The 16,655-nt window shown below is 46.5% G+C and carries 18 protein-coding genes; 9 read left to right on the forward strand and 9 right to left on the reverse strand.

Annotated features, from left to right (window positions below; translation table 11 throughout):
• Positions 1-72: 72 nt before the first annotated feature.
• From QZT80_RS21645 to trmB, 8 genes are all read right to left on the reverse strand, one after another.
• Entirely contained in the window at positions 73-258 is a 186-nt protein-coding gene (locus QZT80_RS21645; RefSeq protein WP_295127128.1) for a hypothetical protein, read from the reverse strand.
• Between the two features lie 137 nt (positions 259-395).
• A complete protein-coding gene (locus QZT80_RS21650; protein WP_295127131.1) occupies positions 396-1,139 on the reverse strand; it encodes a response regulator in 744 nt (247 codons plus the stop codon).
• A 3-nt stretch (positions 1,140-1,142) separates the two neighbouring features.
• Entirely contained in the window at positions 1,143-3,221 is a 2,079-nt protein-coding gene (locus QZT80_RS21655) for a histidine kinase (RefSeq protein ID WP_295127134.1), read from the reverse strand.
• 20 nt (positions 3,222-3,241) lie between these two features.
• Positions 3,242-3,472 carry a 4a-hydroxytetrahydrobiopterin dehydratase gene (locus QZT80_RS21660; RefSeq protein ID WP_295127136.1) on the reverse strand — a complete coding sequence of 77 codons (231 nt, stop codon included), beginning with the start codon at positions 3,470-3,472 and terminating at the stop codon, positions 3,242-3,244.
• 121 nt (positions 3,473-3,593) lie between these two features.
• Positions 3,594-4,037, reverse strand: coding sequence for an IPExxxVDY family protein (locus QZT80_RS21665; RefSeq protein ID WP_295127139.1), 444 nt, complete (start codon positions 4,035-4,037; stop codon positions 3,594-3,596).
• A 3-nt stretch (positions 4,038-4,040) separates the two neighbouring features.
• Entirely contained in the window at positions 4,041-4,484 is a 444-nt protein-coding gene (locus QZT80_RS21670) for an MGMT family protein (RefSeq protein WP_295127142.1), read from the reverse strand.
• Positions 4,414-4,614: a DUF5522 domain-containing protein gene (locus QZT80_RS21675; protein ID WP_367112886.1), complete on the reverse strand. Its 201-nt coding sequence runs from the start codon at positions 4,612-4,614 to the stop codon at positions 4,414-4,416. The genes QZT80_RS21670 and QZT80_RS21675 overlap by 71 nt, the downstream gene beginning before the upstream one ends.
• Complete coding sequence (gene trmB, locus QZT80_RS21680; protein ID WP_295127145.1) at positions 4,586-5,293, reverse strand: tRNA (guanosine(46)-N7)-methyltransferase TrmB; 708 nt, start codon at positions 5,291-5,293, stop codon at positions 4,586-4,588. Before trmB ends, QZT80_RS21675 begins: the two co-directional genes overlap by 29 nt.
• A gap of 115 nt (positions 5,294-5,408) precedes the next feature.
• Here trmB and QZT80_RS21685 point away from each other — a divergent pair, with 115 nt between their 5' ends.
• The 3 genes from QZT80_RS21685 (at position 5,409) to QZT80_RS21695 (ending at position 8,899) form a co-directional block, all read left to right on the forward strand.
• Entirely contained in the window at positions 5,409-6,995 is a 1,587-nt protein-coding gene (locus QZT80_RS21685) for a hypothetical protein (protein WP_295127148.1), read from the forward strand.
• A gap of 425 nt (positions 6,996-7,420) precedes the next feature.
• The gene (locus QZT80_RS21690; protein ID WP_295127151.1) at positions 7,421-7,888 is read left to right on the forward strand and encodes an Lrp/AsnC ligand binding domain-containing protein; all 468 of its coding nucleotides are present in this window, start codon (positions 7,421-7,423) and stop codon (positions 7,886-7,888) included.
• An 84-nt stretch (positions 7,889-7,972) separates the two neighbouring features.
• Positions 7,973-8,899, forward strand: a complete 927-nt coding sequence (locus QZT80_RS21695) for a tryptophan 2,3-dioxygenase family protein (RefSeq protein ID WP_295127154.1) — start codon at positions 7,973-7,975, stop codon at positions 8,897-8,899.
• Between the two features lie 619 nt (positions 8,900-9,518).
• On the opposite strand, the gene QZT80_RS21700 is transcribed toward QZT80_RS21695, so the two are convergent.
• Positions 9,519-10,304, reverse strand: a complete 786-nt coding sequence (locus QZT80_RS21700) for an SDR family oxidoreductase (RefSeq protein ID WP_295127157.1) — start codon at positions 10,302-10,304, stop codon at positions 9,519-9,521.
• Between the two features lie 239 nt (positions 10,305-10,543).
• On the opposite strand from QZT80_RS21700, the gene QZT80_RS21705 reads away from it, so the two are divergent.
• The 6 genes from QZT80_RS21705 (at position 10,544) to rpiB (ending at position 16,652) form a co-directional block, all read left to right on the forward strand.
• On the forward strand, positions 10,544-11,278 hold the full coding sequence (locus QZT80_RS21705) for a DUF4290 domain-containing protein (protein WP_295127160.1): 735 nt from the start codon (positions 10,544-10,546) through the stop codon (positions 11,276-11,278).
• Positions 11,275-12,585, forward strand: a complete 1,311-nt coding sequence (gene murA / locus QZT80_RS21710) for a UDP-N-acetylglucosamine 1-carboxyvinyltransferase (protein WP_295127163.1) — start codon at positions 11,275-11,277, stop codon at positions 12,583-12,585. The genes QZT80_RS21705 and murA overlap by 4 nt, the downstream gene beginning before the upstream one ends.
• Before the next feature lie 78 nt (positions 12,586-12,663).
• The gene (gene gmk, locus QZT80_RS21715) at positions 12,664-13,233 is read left to right on the forward strand and encodes a guanylate kinase (protein ID WP_295127166.1); all 570 of its coding nucleotides are present in this window, start codon (positions 12,664-12,666) and stop codon (positions 13,231-13,233) included.
• 90 nt (positions 13,234-13,323) lie between these two features.
• Entirely contained in the window at positions 13,324-14,592 is a 1,269-nt protein-coding gene (locus tag QZT80_RS21720) for a hemolysin family protein (RefSeq protein WP_295127169.1), read from the forward strand.
• Between the two features lie 719 nt (positions 14,593-15,311).
• Positions 15,312-16,157 (forward strand): twin-arginine translocase subunit TatC, encoded by an 846-nt coding sequence (gene tatC, locus QZT80_RS21725; protein ID WP_295127172.1) that lies wholly within the window; start codon positions 15,312-15,314, stop codon positions 16,155-16,157.
• A gap of 36 nt (positions 16,158-16,193) precedes the next feature.
• Positions 16,194-16,652, forward strand: coding sequence for a ribose 5-phosphate isomerase B (rpiB, locus tag QZT80_RS21730; protein ID WP_295127174.1), 459 nt, complete (start codon positions 16,194-16,196; stop codon positions 16,650-16,652).
• Positions 16,653-16,655: the final 3 nt, after the last annotated feature.

A 16,655-nucleotide genomic window follows, 5' to 3' on the forward strand; every position in this document is an offset into this window, starting at 1 on the left:
GATGGCATGAAAAAAGCAGCAACCCGGTAACAGGCTGCTACTTATATATATGTGGATGATGTGTGTTTGATTTTAACCCGCCATGTACACGTATTGTGCCTGTACAGTTACAGGCTGCAACATGGCTGCGGGCCGTGGTGGCTTTGGTGGGCGTGGTGGTTTGGGTGGCCTGGGCGGCGTTCTGGGCGCTACGCAGGAAGTGGCTATGGCAATGCCTGCAGCCAGTAAAAGCAGGCGGGCAGAAAAATGGTTTTTCATGTTGTTGATTGTTTTGTTATGGGGTATATCCAAATTCTTTGCCAAAGTAAAATGGGACATTTGTGGGGTAGGATTACTGCTGTTGCAGTGTGCGACGCAACGGCGGCTCAATAATAAATAACTGTTGGTGCCAACACCTATTTCCAGATCGTCATTAATTCCTTGATCCTGCGTTCGGTGCTTTCCATTCGTGCCCCGCTTTCGAGCAACACATGGTTCGTGTCCGGCTCTACCTTCCGGATGTGTGAAAGTTGCACCATTTGCTGGTTGTTTACCTGGTAAAATTTCATGGAGTTGAACAACTCCGCGTAAAAGCGGAACCCGCGAACGGATGTGATGGCGTTGTTATCCTGCAAATGAAAAATCACTTTGTCGCCTGCGCCCTCCAGGTAATCAATGTTCCTGATAGCCACTACCGGCAGCTCACCTTCGGCTGTGGGGATGATGATATTTTTGTCGCGGTGCTCTTCCAGTGCGAAATTTTCGAGCAGTATGTTGTAACGTTGTTTGGATGCGTTGGAGCTAAGCCGCTGTGATACTATGTTTACTGCATTCGTTAAACTCTCCTTGTCGATCGGTTTCAGAATGAGTTCTACCTCTGAGAAACGGATGGTATGCAGAAAACGTTTCTCGAATGCCGTCACAAATATGGCCTCGAACGATTCGTCGTATGCACCGGTTAATACGTCGAAACCCGTACCGTCAGGCATTTCCAGGTCGAGAAAAACCAATTGCGGGCGATGTTCTTTGATTTGGGCAATACCATCGCGGCAATTAGCGGCAGTGGCCACAGGTTGCACCTGCGGACAATACTTTTCCAGCATGAGCGTAATAATATCCCTGCTGTTTCTTTCATCGTCTATAATTACGGCCCGGATCATAAATTATAATTGAGGTAACAGAATGCGAACGATGGTGCCGGTTTCTGAGTGTTGTTTTTCCGTTTTATCGATGATTTCAATCTGGATTTCGGTGTTGTACATTTTGTTCAGCAACTCCGCGCGGTTGAGGCTTATTTCCATGCCAGAGGATTGATGATGTGCCGGCAGTTGGCGTAACGCTTTAGATCGCTCAATACCTATGCCATTGTCTTCTATCACACATTCCAGTACCTCATCTGCGTCCTGGTTAAAGCGGATGGTGAGTTTGCCGGTGGTATGCGCTTCGTTGTTCATGCCGTGTTTCACCGCATTTTCGACATATGGCTGCAGCAACATCGCAGGCACTTCCAGTTCACCCGTGGGGATGGATGGATCTATAATGATCTCGTATTCCATTTTAGCTTCAAAACGCATCTTTTCCAGGCCCAGGTAAGTATTAAGGTAAGTAATTTCATCAGAAAGAGAGATGAAGTTACGACGTGAGAAGTCGAGTGTTTTACGGATCAGGTACGAGAAATCGGACAGGTATTTTTGCGCGTACTCATAATCGCGCTGCATGACGAACAACTGTATGGAATTAAGACAGTTGAAAATGAAGTGCGGATTGATTTGTGCGCGTATTGCTTTTAACTCAATTTCCGACAACTTTTTGCCATACTCTATTTCCAGCTGGATCTTACGCTGTTCTTCCAACTCCTGTTTTTTGCGAAGTATTTCCGTGGTTTGCTCCTTCACCAGTTCTTCTAACTGCTCGTTGAGTTTACGTTGCAGCTCTTTATTTTTATTCAACTGTTTGATGAGGAGTTCCTGTGTTTTAGTTTTTTCCTGGTGTACGAGCTTGTTACGATAGCTAAGCCCCGCCGCAAAAAATAACGCCTGTAACAGCACACCCGCTACCAGCATTCCTGCCGGCGTAACCAGTTCCGGAATAGCGGTAAGTCCAACATCTTCCCGGTTAAACAGGAACGCGCAGAGAGAAAGTATATAAATGGAAATGGACCCGAACAGGAAAAAGCGGATCAGCGGATGGTGTTTCGATCGCTGTGCCAGCGCCACCAGTCCAATACCCAGCGGAATAAGCGTAATGTAATAGAAGTACGTATAAATTTTCCCCGGCAAATCGTACCAGCCCCTGTAAATGCAATACACCGATAACAACATTAATACCGAAGCGCACCAGGCAGCCCAGCGGAATATTTTTTCCATTAGGGGGTAACGTTCGCGCAGGCTCAGGAACATGTTGCCGAACAGGAAATACATCACATAAAAGCAAAAGAACAACGCAGGTATGTCCCAGTAATACTTAAGTTTTGGCCAGTGGTGCGAAAACGAAAGCTGGTATGGTTTTGCATCGAGCCGCAGGCCGAAGTAAAAGATAAGGCCAAGTATATACCCCGCGAAGTACAGCGATGAGCGGTCGGGCAATTGCGTATAGTTAATGATCGTGATGCTCAGGAACACCAGCAGCATCCCGATAATGATCTGGATGATCAGCGCTTCCTGTTTATAATAGTTAGATGTTTCGTGGCGGAAATTGGCGTACTCCAGCGCATCGTACAACACCGGCTGCATTGGGTTTTCGCGGTAGTAATGGTTAATGATGTGCAGGTAATAGGTTTTGGTTTGCCCGGCTTCTACGAGTATCGGGAAAGCAAAGTGGTCCCAGCGTTCGATGCCGGCTTTGTCCAGCATCAGGCCTGTTTCATTCCGCAGGCTGTATTCGCCGCGGTTGTTCGGCTCGTACCAATACATATAGTCGTGCCAGCCGGTGAAAAGCAAGGCGCTGCTATCCCGGCTGCCGTTATTATGTACCGTAAGTTTAAGCCAAATATCTTTTACTCCGTTGTTGTTGCGTTTGTTGCCATGGAAAACGTTGGTGTCTTCTTTAAAGGGAAGTTGGGCTACTTCGTGTATAGTGTAGGGGCCGCCTCCTTTGCGTTCGAGCACACCTATCTTGTTGCGCAGGTCTACCCCCTGCAACGGTGTGTCAAAGACAGTAATGAACTTTTCTTCTAAAGTTGAGCCTGCATATGCCTGAACTGTACAACAGAACAAGAGAAGGGAAAATAATAATCTCGTCACTGATGTGGAATATTTATTGATTACAACAGGCCATCTATGGCTTTCGCCAGGCGGTGGTCTTTATCGGTAACGGTATTACCCGCGTCGTGCGTGGAAAGGAATATTTCTACCTTATTATAAACATTGGTCCAATACGGATGGTGATCCATCTTTTCGGCTAAAAGCGCCACTTTAGTCATAAAGGCGAATGCTTCTTTAAAATCTTTAAACTGAAAAGAGCGGTAAAGCTGCTGATCTTTTTCCTGCCACATAACAAAAATGATTTAGGATTAGATACCAGATAGATAAATTTCGGGGTCGGCGTTCACCTGTTTTGTGTCCTTATGGTTATACTAAAAAGCCGAACATTCATGCTGACGGCAAAAGTATTAATCAAAAAATTAAATTCATCTTATTCTTAATATCTCTAATATCTAATAAAGATACTAATTGTACCATCTCTACATAGCGCAAATGTTCAATTAATTTTTTTATATCGTCCTGCTGATAGTAATTTCCCTTAATTAGCCATATGTAATGGATGTGTTTGAGTTCCGGCAACAGGAATTCTCCTTTACAGTGATTATTATACAGGTAATGTTCGATGGTTTTGGTGGGCTCCATAAAGTCGAATATCGGGAAATAGAAGGAGCGTGCCCCTTTCGTGAGCTTTATTTCCAGCGAATTATTCACCCTGAAGTCGTAGTGTAACTGCCTGTTCAATTGCCAGCATAGCTGGTAATCGCGGGCAGCGGAAGCAATGCCTACGAGAAATGTTTCATCAAAAAAATCTTCTACCAGTTGGTCCTGGTCGAGTTTGAGTTTGAGTACGGACATTGCTTATGCTTTTTTGATTTTCTTAACTGCTGATGTCGCCGGTTTCTTTTTGTTGCCTGCCGGGTCCCAGAAAACTTTTGAAAAATCCTGTATCGTATCGTCTTTAACCGTAATTCCTTCGCTTTCGAGTAACTCCTGCATTAGTGTAGGTGTTTCAAAATGATGTTTGCCGCTTAACATGCCGTTCCGGTTTACCACGCGGTGTGCGGGAACAGGCGGTTTCATATTGCCCGCGCCATTCATGGCCCAGCCTACCATGCGGGCCGACAGGCGTATGCCGGCACATTCTGCAATGGCGCCATACGTGGTGGCGCGGCCCCTTGGTATCTTTCTTACCAGTTTATACACCGTATCAAAAAAAGAAGGGTTTTCCTTCTCATCTTTCGTTTTGGTTTTGCTCCCGCTCGGTGAGGAGCTGGGCTTTTTTGTTTTCGGGTACGTTTTCATAATCGTACGGACAGTGTTTGCAGCCATTTCCGCAACATCTTCCCCGGTCGAGGTGGAACTTTGCCGTGAGCACCATTAATCCTTGCTCGTTATAGTAGAAATCAATCTTCTCGATCAACGGTGTTTTCATCGGGCAATTTTATAGCTCGCCAGTCGATTGGTTGCGAAGGCAGGGTAAATTTCAGGTAACGGATCGTACGGCGATCGGCCAGGTGCATGCCTTCATAGAAGGTTTGTATTTTAAGCACCGGCGTAATATTTTGCGGGTTTGCGTACACATCTCCAATGTCTTCTATCAGCCCGCAGCCTACGGCTTCTATTACGTTCTGCGTAAATTTATAGAGTTCTGCCGAATCTGTTTTTAAATTGATGGTAGCCCCTGGCACCAGCACTTTCTGGTAAAGTGCGAGGAACTTAGGGTGCGTAAGTCTCTTTTTAGCCTTAGACGCACGTAAAAATGGGTCGGGGAAAGTGATCCATATTTCGGCTACTTCGCCCGGCGAAAAATAATCTTCCAGGTGATCGATCTGCGTACGCAAAAACGCCACATTCGCCAGCTTTTCGTCCAGCGCTGTTTTAGCGCCTCTCCAGATGCGGTTGCCTTTAAGGTCTACCCCTATAAAGTTTCTTTCCGCAAACATGCGGCCAAGTCCCAATGCGTAGTCGCCTTTACCGCAGGCCAGTTCCAGCGTAACCGGTTGGTTATTACCAAAATGTTCCTGCCATTTTCCTTGCATGCCTTCCGGGTATATCAATACATTCGGGAAGGTTTCTATATCTGCAAAACGTTGTAATTTTTTTTGTCCCATGCCCTGCAAAAGTAAGTAAAAGCCTGCGTTGCTGTTACGTACCTCTGCTCTTTCGTTTCCTTTTTTAAAAATAGAACTTACTTTTAGGGCGCAAATCATGTGATAAACGCTAATTATGACTGCAAAAACAAACCCCGAACGATCGTCCCTTATCTATGCCAGCATTGCTTTTGTGGCGCTTACTTTATTTTTTATCCTCAGTTTTCCGGGCAACCGCAGCGAGGCCGACGATGGTTACCATTACGCTTACCTGGTCCGTAACTCCGGTTACGCCTACCTGTTTCAGCCACGATACCTGTTTTTCCTGCCTTTGGCAAAAGCGCTTTACCAGCTGTTTGGCGGCCGGATAGATGCTTATTGGCTGATGTGCGCCGTGAGCGCCGCCTGCAGTGCGCTCACGCTCATCCTTGCCTTCCGTTTTCAGGAACGCGTACTGAAGCTCGGTCGCAGTGCCAGCCTTTGCGGATGTGCGCTGCTGTTATTTGCTTACGGTTACTGGCGTTATTCGGTGGAGGCGGAGGTTTACGCCATCTCCAACCTGTTTTGCATAGGCGTGCTTTATTTAATCTTGTCAAAAAGGGAAATGAACCCCTTATTGCTCGCGCTTGTGGCGGGTTTAATCGGGGGATTGGGGGTGCTGGTGTATAAACCGAATGCTATCCCGCTGTTCTTCTGTTTCCCGTTTGCTTTTTTCCTGCGGAGATACTGGATAGCCGCTTTCGTATATGGAATTGTAGGCGTAGCGGTAGTTATCGGCGGATATTATATTGTATACAACGCCCTGTCGCCCCAGCAAACTTACACCGCCTTCCTGATGGACGGCGCCTCGCAGTCGTACGGCTCTATCTTCGTTACTGGTTTTGTACTGGTGAGTAATATATTGTCAACCGGGTTCCTTTACGGCATTGATACTGTTGAAACGTTCATCCGCGGACACTTTCCGGCTAATATGATCGTGGAGGAGGTGTTTGCCGCCAACACGAACGGTTTCTGGAACTATGTGGCCTGCATTACCCTTGTGATAACGGGCATCGTGTTGCTCTGGCTCATTATCAAAGGGCTCAGGCACTTTACGAAAAGAGGTTTCCGCAGCGAAAACTGGTTATTGGTGCTTTGGATTGTGATATACGGTATGGTATTACTTTACCTCGATCCTAATTCTCCCGAACCGTGGACCATGCTACTGGTACCTATTGTATTGTTATTCAATTCATGGCTGGTGGCCCCGCTGTTCGAGAAAAAACTGACGTTCCTGCCATGGTTGGCCGTTGGCCTGCTGGCTTTCCACAACCTGGTGGGCGGTTACCTGCTCATCCGTTCCGAAAAAAGTGACTACATCGTAAACAGGGCTGCGTGGTTGCAAAAGAATACACAGCCGGGCGACCTGGTACTGTCACTTGGTTCCGGCAGCATGCTGGCGTACATCGTATACAGCACGCCGGCCAGTATCTGTTCGCCGGAGCAGGTGTTTGATAAATGTATGCAGGAGGCGGAAAAGACCATTGCAGCTGGTCACCGTGTATATATAGCCGACGATATGATCAACCGCGATGAGGCGGTGAAATTCCGCGATCCCGAAACGTATGAGAAAACGGCTGTTTTCGTGCAGAAATACAGGCAATATCTCGTATTAATGAATCCGGGTGAGGATGGTATTGGAAAGATATATGAACTGAAATATGGCGGTAAATTGACCGAATAAAGCTATTTTTAGCAATCTCTCCCCGGGCTCGCGACGGAAGTTTGCGGGCCCGGGTGTTTTGGGGCAATAAAAAAGCGCTCAAAAACTTTCGTTTCTGAGCGCTTTTTTTGCTGTAGGAGAAGGATTCGAACCTCCACGAGGCGGTTAGCCGCAGCACAAATAAGATTAGTGGTCAACCCATTACGCTGTGTTTATTCCGTGATCCTCACCCCCGAGACAAGAGGGCATGTCTGCCAGTTTCATCATCCCACAAAGTTTACGGGCTGTATATTTTGCCTTTTGCAAAGCCGTTTACCGTAGTAATATGATGCAAATCTAAAGGGAGGTGGAGTTTTTTGCAAATTTTTTAATAAAAATTTTTGAAATTTCGAATTTTTTTAAATATTTGCATATAGTTTTAAAACATTCAAAAACACTTTGTCAAAATGAGCCACAATTTGAATATTGACAAACTGGACTTACAGATCATCAGTGAGATGATGTTCAATGCGGAGATATCTTATGCCGACCTGGGTAAGAAACTGTTTGTTTCCGGGGGCACCATCCATGTTAGGATGAAGAAACTGCAAGAGCTGGGTATTGTTAAAGGTACAAAATTACATGTAGATCTGAAAATGATCGGCTATGATGTAATTGCGTTTATCGGCATATACCTCGAAAAGAGCTCCATGTACGATTCCGTGGCTAAAGAACTGCGAAAAATCCCTGAAATAGTAAGGTTGAACTACACCACCGGCGACTGGAGCATGTTCGCGGAAATTATCTGTAAAGACATTTCCGGTTTGCGCCACGTATTGCACGACGAATTGCAGAAGATCAAAGGCATTGAACGCACCGAAACTTTTATTTCCCTGGAAGAAAGCTTCACCCGTACGATCAACGTAGTAGAATAACCCTGTCATGATCCCGTTATGAACTGATTTTACCGGTGGCCCTGCCCACTGGTAAATGTCAGGGTAATTTCTTATTCTTGCCGCATGGTTACAACAGAAATTGCCGAGAAAATCAAGCGGCTGGAAGAGAAGTATGCCGCCATGGGCCAGGACCTGTCCTCCTACCTGGACGGCCTGCTATATGCAGATTATCTTACTTACTGGGACTACATCAGTCTGGATGTGCTGCTTAACCTGCAGCATCCGCGTACGCCAATACCGGACGAGAACATTTTCATTATCTACCACCAGATCACCGAGCTGTATTTTAAGCTCAGTCTCCAGGCGATCGCACAAGTGTGCCTGCCCGACACGGTAGATGAGAAAACGTTTGAAACCCAGATCAGGCGTGTAAACAACTATTTCCGCAACCTCATCCGGTCGTTCGAGATCATGGTGGATGGGATGGATAAGGACCAGTTCCTGCAGTTCCGTATGGCGCTGCTGCCTGCCAGCGGTTTCCAGAGCGGCCAGTTCAGGATGATCGAAATTACATCCGCTCCACTTACGCACCTGGTATACGAACCTCATCGCGAAGGCCTGGTAGCAAACGATCTTAAAGGGGTGTTGGACAAAATTTACTGGCGTGGCGGCGCAACAGAGCTGGCTACCGGTAAAAAAACACTCACCCTGCGCCAGTTCGAAGGCAAGTACATGGACCAGTTCCTGAAACTCGCTGCCGAGTACGAAGGCCGCACGGTGGCCGATCGTTATTACTCCCTGCCTGCCGATGCCCGGGAGCGTCTGGCCCCGCTGGTAAAGGATTACGACCTGAACATCAACGTTCGCTGGCCGCTTATGCACTACAAGTCTGCTGTACGTTACCTGCACAAAAAGCCGGAAGATATAGCCGCCACCGGTGGTACAAACTGGCAGCAATACCTGCCTCCCAAAAACAAGCGCATCCTGTTCTTCCCCCGCGTTTGGAGCGAAGAGGAAATAGCCAACTGGGGCAAAGTAATTGATATCTAAACCAACATTACCAACCGTTAAAATAACCTGATTGACAACGGCAGCTTCGCAAGAGGCTGCCGTTGTTATTTTGTGTCAAACAGCGTGATTACTGCTCATCTGTAGATGGCTCATGGGCAGATTTTGAAACACGCTGTCAAAGCCCGAAAGCCATCTTGTATTAAAAAGTAGCGCTGCCGGCGTCTAAAGCTCCTCTAACGATGCATAAAGTTCGTCTTGCAATAGCTAAAGCTCGTCTGTCAACGTCTTTTGCTCATCTGGCGATGCCTATTGTTCATCTGTCAACGTCTTTTGCTCATCTTGCCATGTCTAGATGTCAGCTGGCGGTATCTATTGTTCATCTGGCGATGCGTATTGCTCATCTGTCAATGTCTTTTGTTCATCTTGCCATGTCTAGATGGCAGCTGGCGGTATCTATTGTTCATCTGGCGATGCCTATTGTTCATCTGTCAACGTCTTTTGTTCATCTTACCATGTCTAGATGGCAGCTGTCAAGGCCTATTGTTCATCTGGCGGTACCTATTGTTCATCTGTCAACATCCATTGTTCATCTGGCGATGCCTGGATGGCAGTGGATATGTCTAGCTGGCAGTGGCGGCGTCCAGATGGACCTTTCAACTCAAAGCGCCGGGATCTTCCCTCCATCCACGGGCAAACTTATGCCGGTAATATAAGCTGCTGCAGGCGAAGCGAGGAATGCCACCGCTGCGCCAAACTCAGCCGGATCGCCAAACCGCTGCATTGGGATCTCCGCTTTCCATTCAGCTTCGACTACCGATTTGTCAACCCCACGCTTCTGCGCATTGGTTTCGAACAGCGAAAAGAGGCGGTCGGTGGTCATGGAGCCGGGTAATACATTGTTTACTGTAATGCCGAAGGGCGCCAGTTCGGTCGCCAGGGTTTTGGCCCAGCCAGCTACAGCGGCACGGGTAGTGTTGGACACGCCCAGGCCTTTTAAGGGCGTTTTAACAGAAGTAGAAATTACCTGGATGATACGACCGTAGCCACTGCTTTTCATACCCGGCAACACCGTCTGCACCAGTACCTGGTTACAAACCACGTGCATGGAAAAGGCTTTGACGAAGGCCTCGGGCTCGGCTTCGGTAATAGGGCCGGCAGCAGGGCCACCGGTATTGTTTACAAGGATATTCACCGCTTTTTGGGCCGTAATACCTGTAATAGCAGCCTTTACGCTATCCGGGTCGGTGAAATCGGCTGTTGCGTAACTGTGTTGCTGTTCCTGGGTAGTATCCAGCGTTTGCAGGGCATTTAACAGGGAGGTTTCGTTACGGCTAACCAATATGCAGTTAGCGCCCAACAGGGCCAGTTCGCGTGCGGAGGCCAGTCCCAGCCCTTGTGAGCCGCCACAGATCACGGCCGTTTTTCCTTTTAATGATAGTTCCATTTGTTAAAATTAACACCCTGCGGCCTTTCCGCCAACCGTTAAATGCAGCACGAATTTGGAATTTCGGTTTTTATCGGTATTTTTCACTACGTTTGCAAAATATATAGGTTTACCGCAATTTAAACTTACACTTACGGCAATCCGCTACCAAGGCACAAAGAAAACCTCCTGTGTTCCCTCGCGTTTAGGATGCCGGTTATTAAGCAAAACACATATTTTCGATTACTTAAAAGTGCGTGATGGAATATAATACCACCAGAAGCCATATGATCATGAAGGAGTATGGCCGGAACATCCAGAAAATGGTGCAATACCTGTTGACGATAGAGAACGATGAACATCGCCAGGCTAATGCTATGGCGTTGATAGAGCTGATGGGCACACTTAACCCGCATTTACGCAACGTAGAAGATTTCCGTCATAAATTATGGGATCACCTGTTCCTCATATCAGATTTTAAACTGAATGTAGAATCGCCCTATCCCATTCCCACCCGCGAAACGCTGAAAAGAAAGCCGGAGCGCCTGGCTTATCCGAAAAAATATCCCCGTAACCGTCACTTTGGTAAAAACCTGGAGATGATTATGGACAAGGCTATTAAAGAAGAAAATCCGGAAAAGAAAGAAGGGTTTACCCAGTGCGTAGGCAACTACATGAAACTGGCGTATACCAACTGGCATAAAGAAAGTGTACACGACGATGCCATCCGCACCGAACTGAATACGATCAGTAAAGGTCAGTTGGAATATCACCCTGGTGGTGGCGGCAAAACGCCTGTCGATAACTTCAGCGCCAGCGCATCTGAACAGCAGGCAGCGTTCCGTCAGCAAACGGCACAAGCCAGCGGTAACTCCGGTAAGCGTAAAAACTACCAGCAGAACAAGTTCAAGAACAATAACAACGGCGGCAATAGCAATAACAACAAGCAAGGCAACAAACACAACAACAACAAATACAAAAATAGGAACAAGTGAGTAGCAACGCTTTTGAAGTACGCGGTGGCAACCGTTTGAAAGGAGAAATTATTCCGCAGGGCGCTAAGAACGAAGCATTACAAATTATAAGCGCAGTTCTGCTTACCCCCGAGAAAGTTACTATCAGCAACATCCCCGACATTGTAGACGTAAATCTGCTGATCGAATTACTGGGCGATATGGGTGTAAAGATTAACCGCACCAGTCGCGATACATGCGAATTCCAGGCCGATAACATCGATATTCCTTACCTCCAGAGCGCCGAGTTCAAAAAGAAATCAGGTCGCCTGCGCGGTTCTGTTATGATAGCCGGTCCACTGCTGGCCCGTTTCGGAAAAGCTTATATTCCTAAACCCGGTGGCGACAAAATCGGTCGCCGCAGGCTCGATACACACATCATCGGCTTTGAAAAACTGGGTGTAAAGTTCGTGTACGATAATGATGATAACTACTTCCGCCTGGAAACAGATGGTTTGAAAGGCACGTTTATGTTGCTGGATGAACCTTCTGTAACCGGTACCGCCAACATTCTGATGGCAGCGGTAATGGCCAGCGGTGCTACTACCATATATAACGCAGCCTGTGAACCTTATCTCCAGCAGTTGAGCAAAATGCTGAACCGCATGGGTGCCAAGATCAGTGGCGTTGGTTCCAACATGCTTATTATCGAAGGCGTTACCAGCCTTAAAGGCACCACGCACAGCATGCTGCCCGATATGATCGAGATCGGCTCCTTCATTGGTCTCGCTGCCATGACGCAGAGTGAGATCACCATTAAAAATGCGGGTATCGAGAACCTGGGTATCATTCCCGAAAAGTTCAGATCACTGGGCATACAAATGGAGTTCCGTGGCGACGATATTTATATCCCGCAGCAGGACATGTACGAAATCCAAACATTCATCGACGGTTCTATTCTCACTATTTCTGACCACCCATGGCCCGGCTTTACGCCCGACCTGCTGAGCATTGTGCTGGTAGTAGCCACGCAGGCGAAAGGTTCGGTGATGATCCACCAGAAGATGTTCGAAAGCCGCCTGTTTTTCGTGGATAAACTGATAGACATGGGCGCGCAGATCATTCTCTGCGATCCGCACCGCGCCGCTGTTATCGGTTTGGGCCGTCAGCATAAACTGCGCGGTATAACAATGTCGTCACCCGATATACGTGCCGGTGTTTCCCTGCTGATCGCTGCACTAAGCGCCGAAGGTAAGAGTACCATCTACAATATTGACCAGATTGACCGTGGGTATCAATATATCGATACCCGTCTTACTGCACTGGGCGCCGATATCAAACGTATCTAATAAAAATATTCTGATAGAAAAAGGAGAAGAGGCCAACAACCTTTTCTCCTTTTTTATTTTCTGCGTTATTTTTGCACGATGACAGCAGGAAAGATCATTATCATTACCGCCCCCTCCGGCGCAGGAAAAACCACCATCGTAAAGAAGTTACTGAGCGAAATGCCTGACCTGGCTTTTTCCGTATCCGCCGCTACCCGCGAAGCCCGCGCAGGGGAAGTGCATGGCCGGGACTACTACTTTCTTACCCCGGATGACTTTCAGCAAAAAATAGAAGCAAACGCATTTGCCGAGTACGAAATGGTGTATGCCGGCAAATACTACGGTACCCTCAGGAGCGAACTGGAACGTATCTGGTCTGCCGGAAAGGTGCCAATGGTGGATATAGACGTAAAAGGGGCGCTTTCCATTAAAGAAAAGTACCACGGTCATGCCCTTACGATATTTATACAGCCCCCTTCCATAGATGCGCTTCGTGAAAGACTGGGTGGCCGCGGTTCAGAAACCCAGGCATCCCTGGAAGAGCGGTTGGGTAAAGCCCGCTACGAACTGTCCTTTTCGCACGAGTTCGACTGGATTGTGGTGAACGAACACCTGGACGCGGCTTACAACGAGGTAAAGGATATCGTGGAAGGATTTCTGCGAAGCTAAACGTACGGTACATTTTTTGACTAACCGGCCGGATAGCGGCAAGGTTTTAAGGCTGCGTACAAATAACAAGAATCCTTTATCTTTGTTAGGATGGATATTTATACTATAATCTTATTAGCGGCCCTCATTTTACTTGCCGGCTTCTTTGCCGGTATGGAAACAGCCTTTGCCAACGTGAATAAACTGAGCATAGAACTGAAGAGAAAACAGGGACGTGCTACAGGTAAGATACTGGCCGGCTTCAATGAAAACCCCGCGAGAATACTGGCCACCAGCCTTATTGGTCTTACTATTTCCACGGTAATATACAGCATGCTGTTTGCCGGTTTGCTGGATCCTTTGTGGGATTATTTCATTCCGCAGCAGGATACGTCGCGGTTATTGCCTATCCTGTTGTTCATAGAAATTGTGGTGGCTACGCTCATCATCCTGTTTTTTGGCTTTTTTATCCCGCGCAGCGTATTCCGTTCCCGCCCCGAGGCATTGCTGAGCTTTTTCGCCCTGCCTATTTCCCTGCTTACCAAACCACTTTATATACTCGGCAACGTGCTGGTATCTATTTCAGAATGGATACTGAAGTACCTGTTTAATGTACGTATTGTTGAAAATAAGAGTTCCTTCGCACGCGTAGACGTAGAACATTACATCCGCCAGTCGCACCAGCATATGGGCGAAGGTCAGGACCTTAACACCGAATTATTCGAAAACGCGCTGTCGCTGGTACACGTTAAAATCCGCGGTTGCCTTATTCCCCGCAAGGAAATAGAAGCTCTGGACATTACGAGTCCGATTTCCGACGCACGGAAGAAGTTCATGGAAACTAAATTGTCTAAAATTATCATCTACGAACAAAACATCGACAGCATACTTGGTTATGTTCACCAGCTGGATATGTTTAAGAACCCGTCAGATATCCGTTCGGTGATCCATCCGATACTGGCGGTGCCTGAAACCATGAGCGCCATCGACCTGCTGAGTAAGTTTAACAAGGAAAGAAGAAGCATTGCCTGGGTAGTAGACGAATTTGGCGGTACAGCCGGTATTGTGACGATTGAAGACGTGCTGGAAGAGATATTCGGAGATATTAAAGACGAACACGACGTAGAAGAGTTTGTAGAGAAACAGATTGCTGAAAAAGAATACATTTTCTCCGGCAGGCTCGAACTCGATTACCTGAATGAGAAGTACGGATTCGATTTTCCGGAGGATGAAAGTGAAACTTTAAGCGGTTATATCATCACTCATCATGAAACAATCCCCAAGTTAAAGGAGCGGATTATCATCGATGACTACGAATTTGACGTGCTTAATGTCACTGATACACGTATCGAAATGGTGAAATTGAAGATTCTGAACTGATAAAACGCGTATGAAAGGCACATTTTTTTACTACGCCGAAAGGTATGGTACTAAATAAGCCCACAGCAGGTGAAAATGAAGGTGCGATAATGTTGCAGGTGATTTTATAGATCTTTTAGTGAAATACGGACCCATCCGCGACCGTCTTTTAGACTCAGTAGTTCAAGACGTTAGGGATATTATTTTTTAAGAATTAATTCAAATTATCATATTCTCAAAAGATTAGAGGTTTTCTAAAAAGTAGTAGTAATTTAACCTTCGGATTATTAATTCATCTATTTTTTTCTAACACTATGATTTGATTTTTGTTAAAAGGTTGTAAAAAACTTTGTTGTAACATTGATAATACAAGATTTCTTTCTATTTTTGTTTTAGAAATTTGAACGCTCTCTGACAGTAATGACTTACAGAAATTTAGCTTGCCAATTAAATGTGTAAGTGATTATTTAAGAAGCAATAAAGACATTCTCGAATTCAACTTTTTTGGGGTTAACAAACAATGGATGAAAGGCCGGCTCTTGATTCTTCTCGGGCTGGCTCTTTTTTTTGCCCTAACTCTTCCTTCCCCGTCTTTTCCTGAATCGGTTTTGCAATACAACTGTCCGCTTGTCTAATTTTCGGTGTTTCCGACTATTTCCTTTCTTTTTCCGTACATCTTCTTAGTTGCAATATATTGGTGTCCATCATCTATATTTGTGTCCTTTACTATCAGGAGAAACATGTTAAAGAAGTTATTCAGCAATAATGAGGATAAGGCCGAAATGTCGTTTTTTGATCACCTGGAGGCCCTTCGCTGGCATTTGGTTAGATCCGCTTTCGCAATTATAGCCTTGAGTATAGTAGGTTTTATTTATACCAAAGAGATATTGGACTACGTGGTGTTTGGCCCAACTAATGCCAACTTCCCTTCCTATCGCTGGTTGTGCAGTCTTAGCAATTTGCTGGGCATGGGCGATAAGCTGTGTATGTCGCCGGTGAAGTTCGACTTCCTGAACACCAAAATGACCGGTATGGTGATGTTGCAATTCAAAGTAGCCCTCATCGTTGGTGTTCTTGGTTCTCTGCCCTATATATTCTGGGAGTTCTGGCAATTTGTAAAGCCAGCCCTGAAAGAAAGAGAACTTAAAGGATCCAAAGGCATTATTTTCTGGGTATCCTCACAATTCTTCCTGGGTGTGGCTTTCAGCTATTTCCTGATAGCGCCTTTCACCATCAACTTCCTGGCTGGTTATAATGTAACTGACAAAGTAGAAAACAAATTCCTGTTCGACGATTACTTTGGTTTGCTGTCGCAGATAGTATTTGGTATGGGTATACTGTTCGAGTTGCCTGTACTGGTATATTTCCTCGCAAAACTCGGCGTACTGGGCCCCACCTTTATGCGCACCTACCGCCGCCACGCCATTGTGGTGTTGCTGGTACTGGCTGCGGTAATTACGCCGCCCGATGTGCTGGACCAATTACTTGTATTCATACCTTTGTACATGTTGTATGAGATCAGTATTATCATTTCTGCCAGGGTGTACCGCAAACGTGAGGAAGCAGAAGCAGAAGAGTGGTCGTAACAGCATTATCAACTAACAGATTTAACTGAACATTATATGGAACAAAATACTTTTGATCTGTCGTTACCAGTAGCTATCGGAAGTGATCATGCGGGATATGAATATAAAGAGGAGATCATTTCTTACCTGGAAGGGAAAGGCATAAAGATTAAAGATTTTGGAACAAATTCTCCCGACTCGGTAGATTACCCTGATTATGCTCACCCGGTGAGTGAAGCAGTGGAGAAGGGCGAAGTCGCATTTGGTATATTGGTTTGCGGAAGCGGCAATGGTGTGGCGATTACCGCCAACAAACACCAGGGTATACGTGCTGCTATTTGCTGGGGCGAAGAACTGGCCCGCCTGGCGCGCGGCCACAATAATGCCAATATTATCAGCATTCCCTCCCGCTTCGTAGACACTTCGGTGGCGCAACAAATGGTGGATACCTTTATGGCTACCCCATTCGAAGGTGGCCGCCATGCCAACAGGGTGAACAAGATCGCCTGCGCTTAACGT

This window comes from uncultured Chitinophaga sp., from assembly GCF_902168175.1.
Lineage (GTDB): Bacteria > Bacteroidota > Bacteroidia > Chitinophagales > Chitinophagaceae > Chitinophaga.

What these genes read in the sequence shown, in the direction of transcription:
- QZT80_RS21645 (WP_295127128.1), bottom strand. Translation starts at nt 258, where the DNA reads ATGAAAAACCATTTTTCTGCCCGCCTGCTTTTACTGGCTGCAGGCATT.
- QZT80_RS21650 (WP_295127131.1), bottom strand. Translation starts at nt 1,139, where the DNA reads ATGATCCGGGCCGTAATTATAGACGATGAAAGAAACAGCAGGGATATT.
- QZT80_RS21660 (WP_295127136.1), bottom strand. Translation starts at nt 3,472, where the DNA reads ATGTGGCAGGAAAAAGATCAGCAGCTTTACCGCTCTTTTCAGTTTAAA.
- QZT80_RS21665 (WP_295127139.1), bottom strand. Translation starts at nt 4,037, where the DNA reads ATGTCCGTACTCAAACTCAAACTCGACCAGGACCAACTGGTAGAAGAT.
- QZT80_RS21670 (WP_295127142.1), bottom strand. Translation starts at nt 4,484, where the DNA reads ATGAAAACGTACCCGAAAACAAAAAAGCCCAGCTCCTCACCGAGCGGG.
- QZT80_RS21675 (WP_367112886.1), bottom strand. Translation starts at nt 4,614, where the DNA reads ATGAAAACACCGTTGATCGAGAAGATTGATTTCTACTATAACGAGCAA.
- trmB (WP_295127145.1), bottom strand. Translation starts at nt 5,293, where the DNA reads ATGGGACAAAAAAAATTACAACGTTTTGCAGATATAGAAACCTTCCCG.
- QZT80_RS21685 (WP_295127148.1), top strand. Translation starts at nt 5,409, where the DNA reads ATGACTGCAAAAACAAACCCCGAACGATCGTCCCTTATCTATGCCAGC.
- QZT80_RS21690 (WP_295127151.1), top strand. Translation starts at nt 7,421, where the DNA reads ATGAGCCACAATTTGAATATTGACAAACTGGACTTACAGATCATCAGT.
- QZT80_RS21695 (WP_295127154.1), top strand. Translation starts at nt 7,973, where the DNA reads ATGGTTACAACAGAAATTGCCGAGAAAATCAAGCGGCTGGAAGAGAAG.
- QZT80_RS21700 (WP_295127157.1), bottom strand. Translation starts at nt 10,304, where the DNA reads ATGGAACTATCATTAAAAGGAAAAACGGCCGTGATCTGTGGCGGCTCA.
- QZT80_RS21705 (WP_295127160.1), top strand. Translation starts at nt 10,544, where the DNA reads ATGGAATATAATACCACCAGAAGCCATATGATCATGAAGGAGTATGGC.
- gmk (WP_295127166.1), top strand. Translation starts at nt 12,664, where the DNA reads ATGACAGCAGGAAAGATCATTATCATTACCGCCCCCTCCGGCGCAGGA.
- QZT80_RS21720 (WP_295127169.1), top strand. Translation starts at nt 13,324, where the DNA reads ATGGATATTTATACTATAATCTTATTAGCGGCCCTCATTTTACTTGCC.
- tatC (WP_295127172.1), top strand. Translation starts at nt 15,312, where the DNA reads ATGTTAAAGAAGTTATTCAGCAATAATGAGGATAAGGCCGAAATGTCG.
- rpiB (WP_295127174.1), top strand. Translation starts at nt 16,194, where the DNA reads ATGGAACAAAATACTTTTGATCTGTCGTTACCAGTAGCTATCGGAAGT.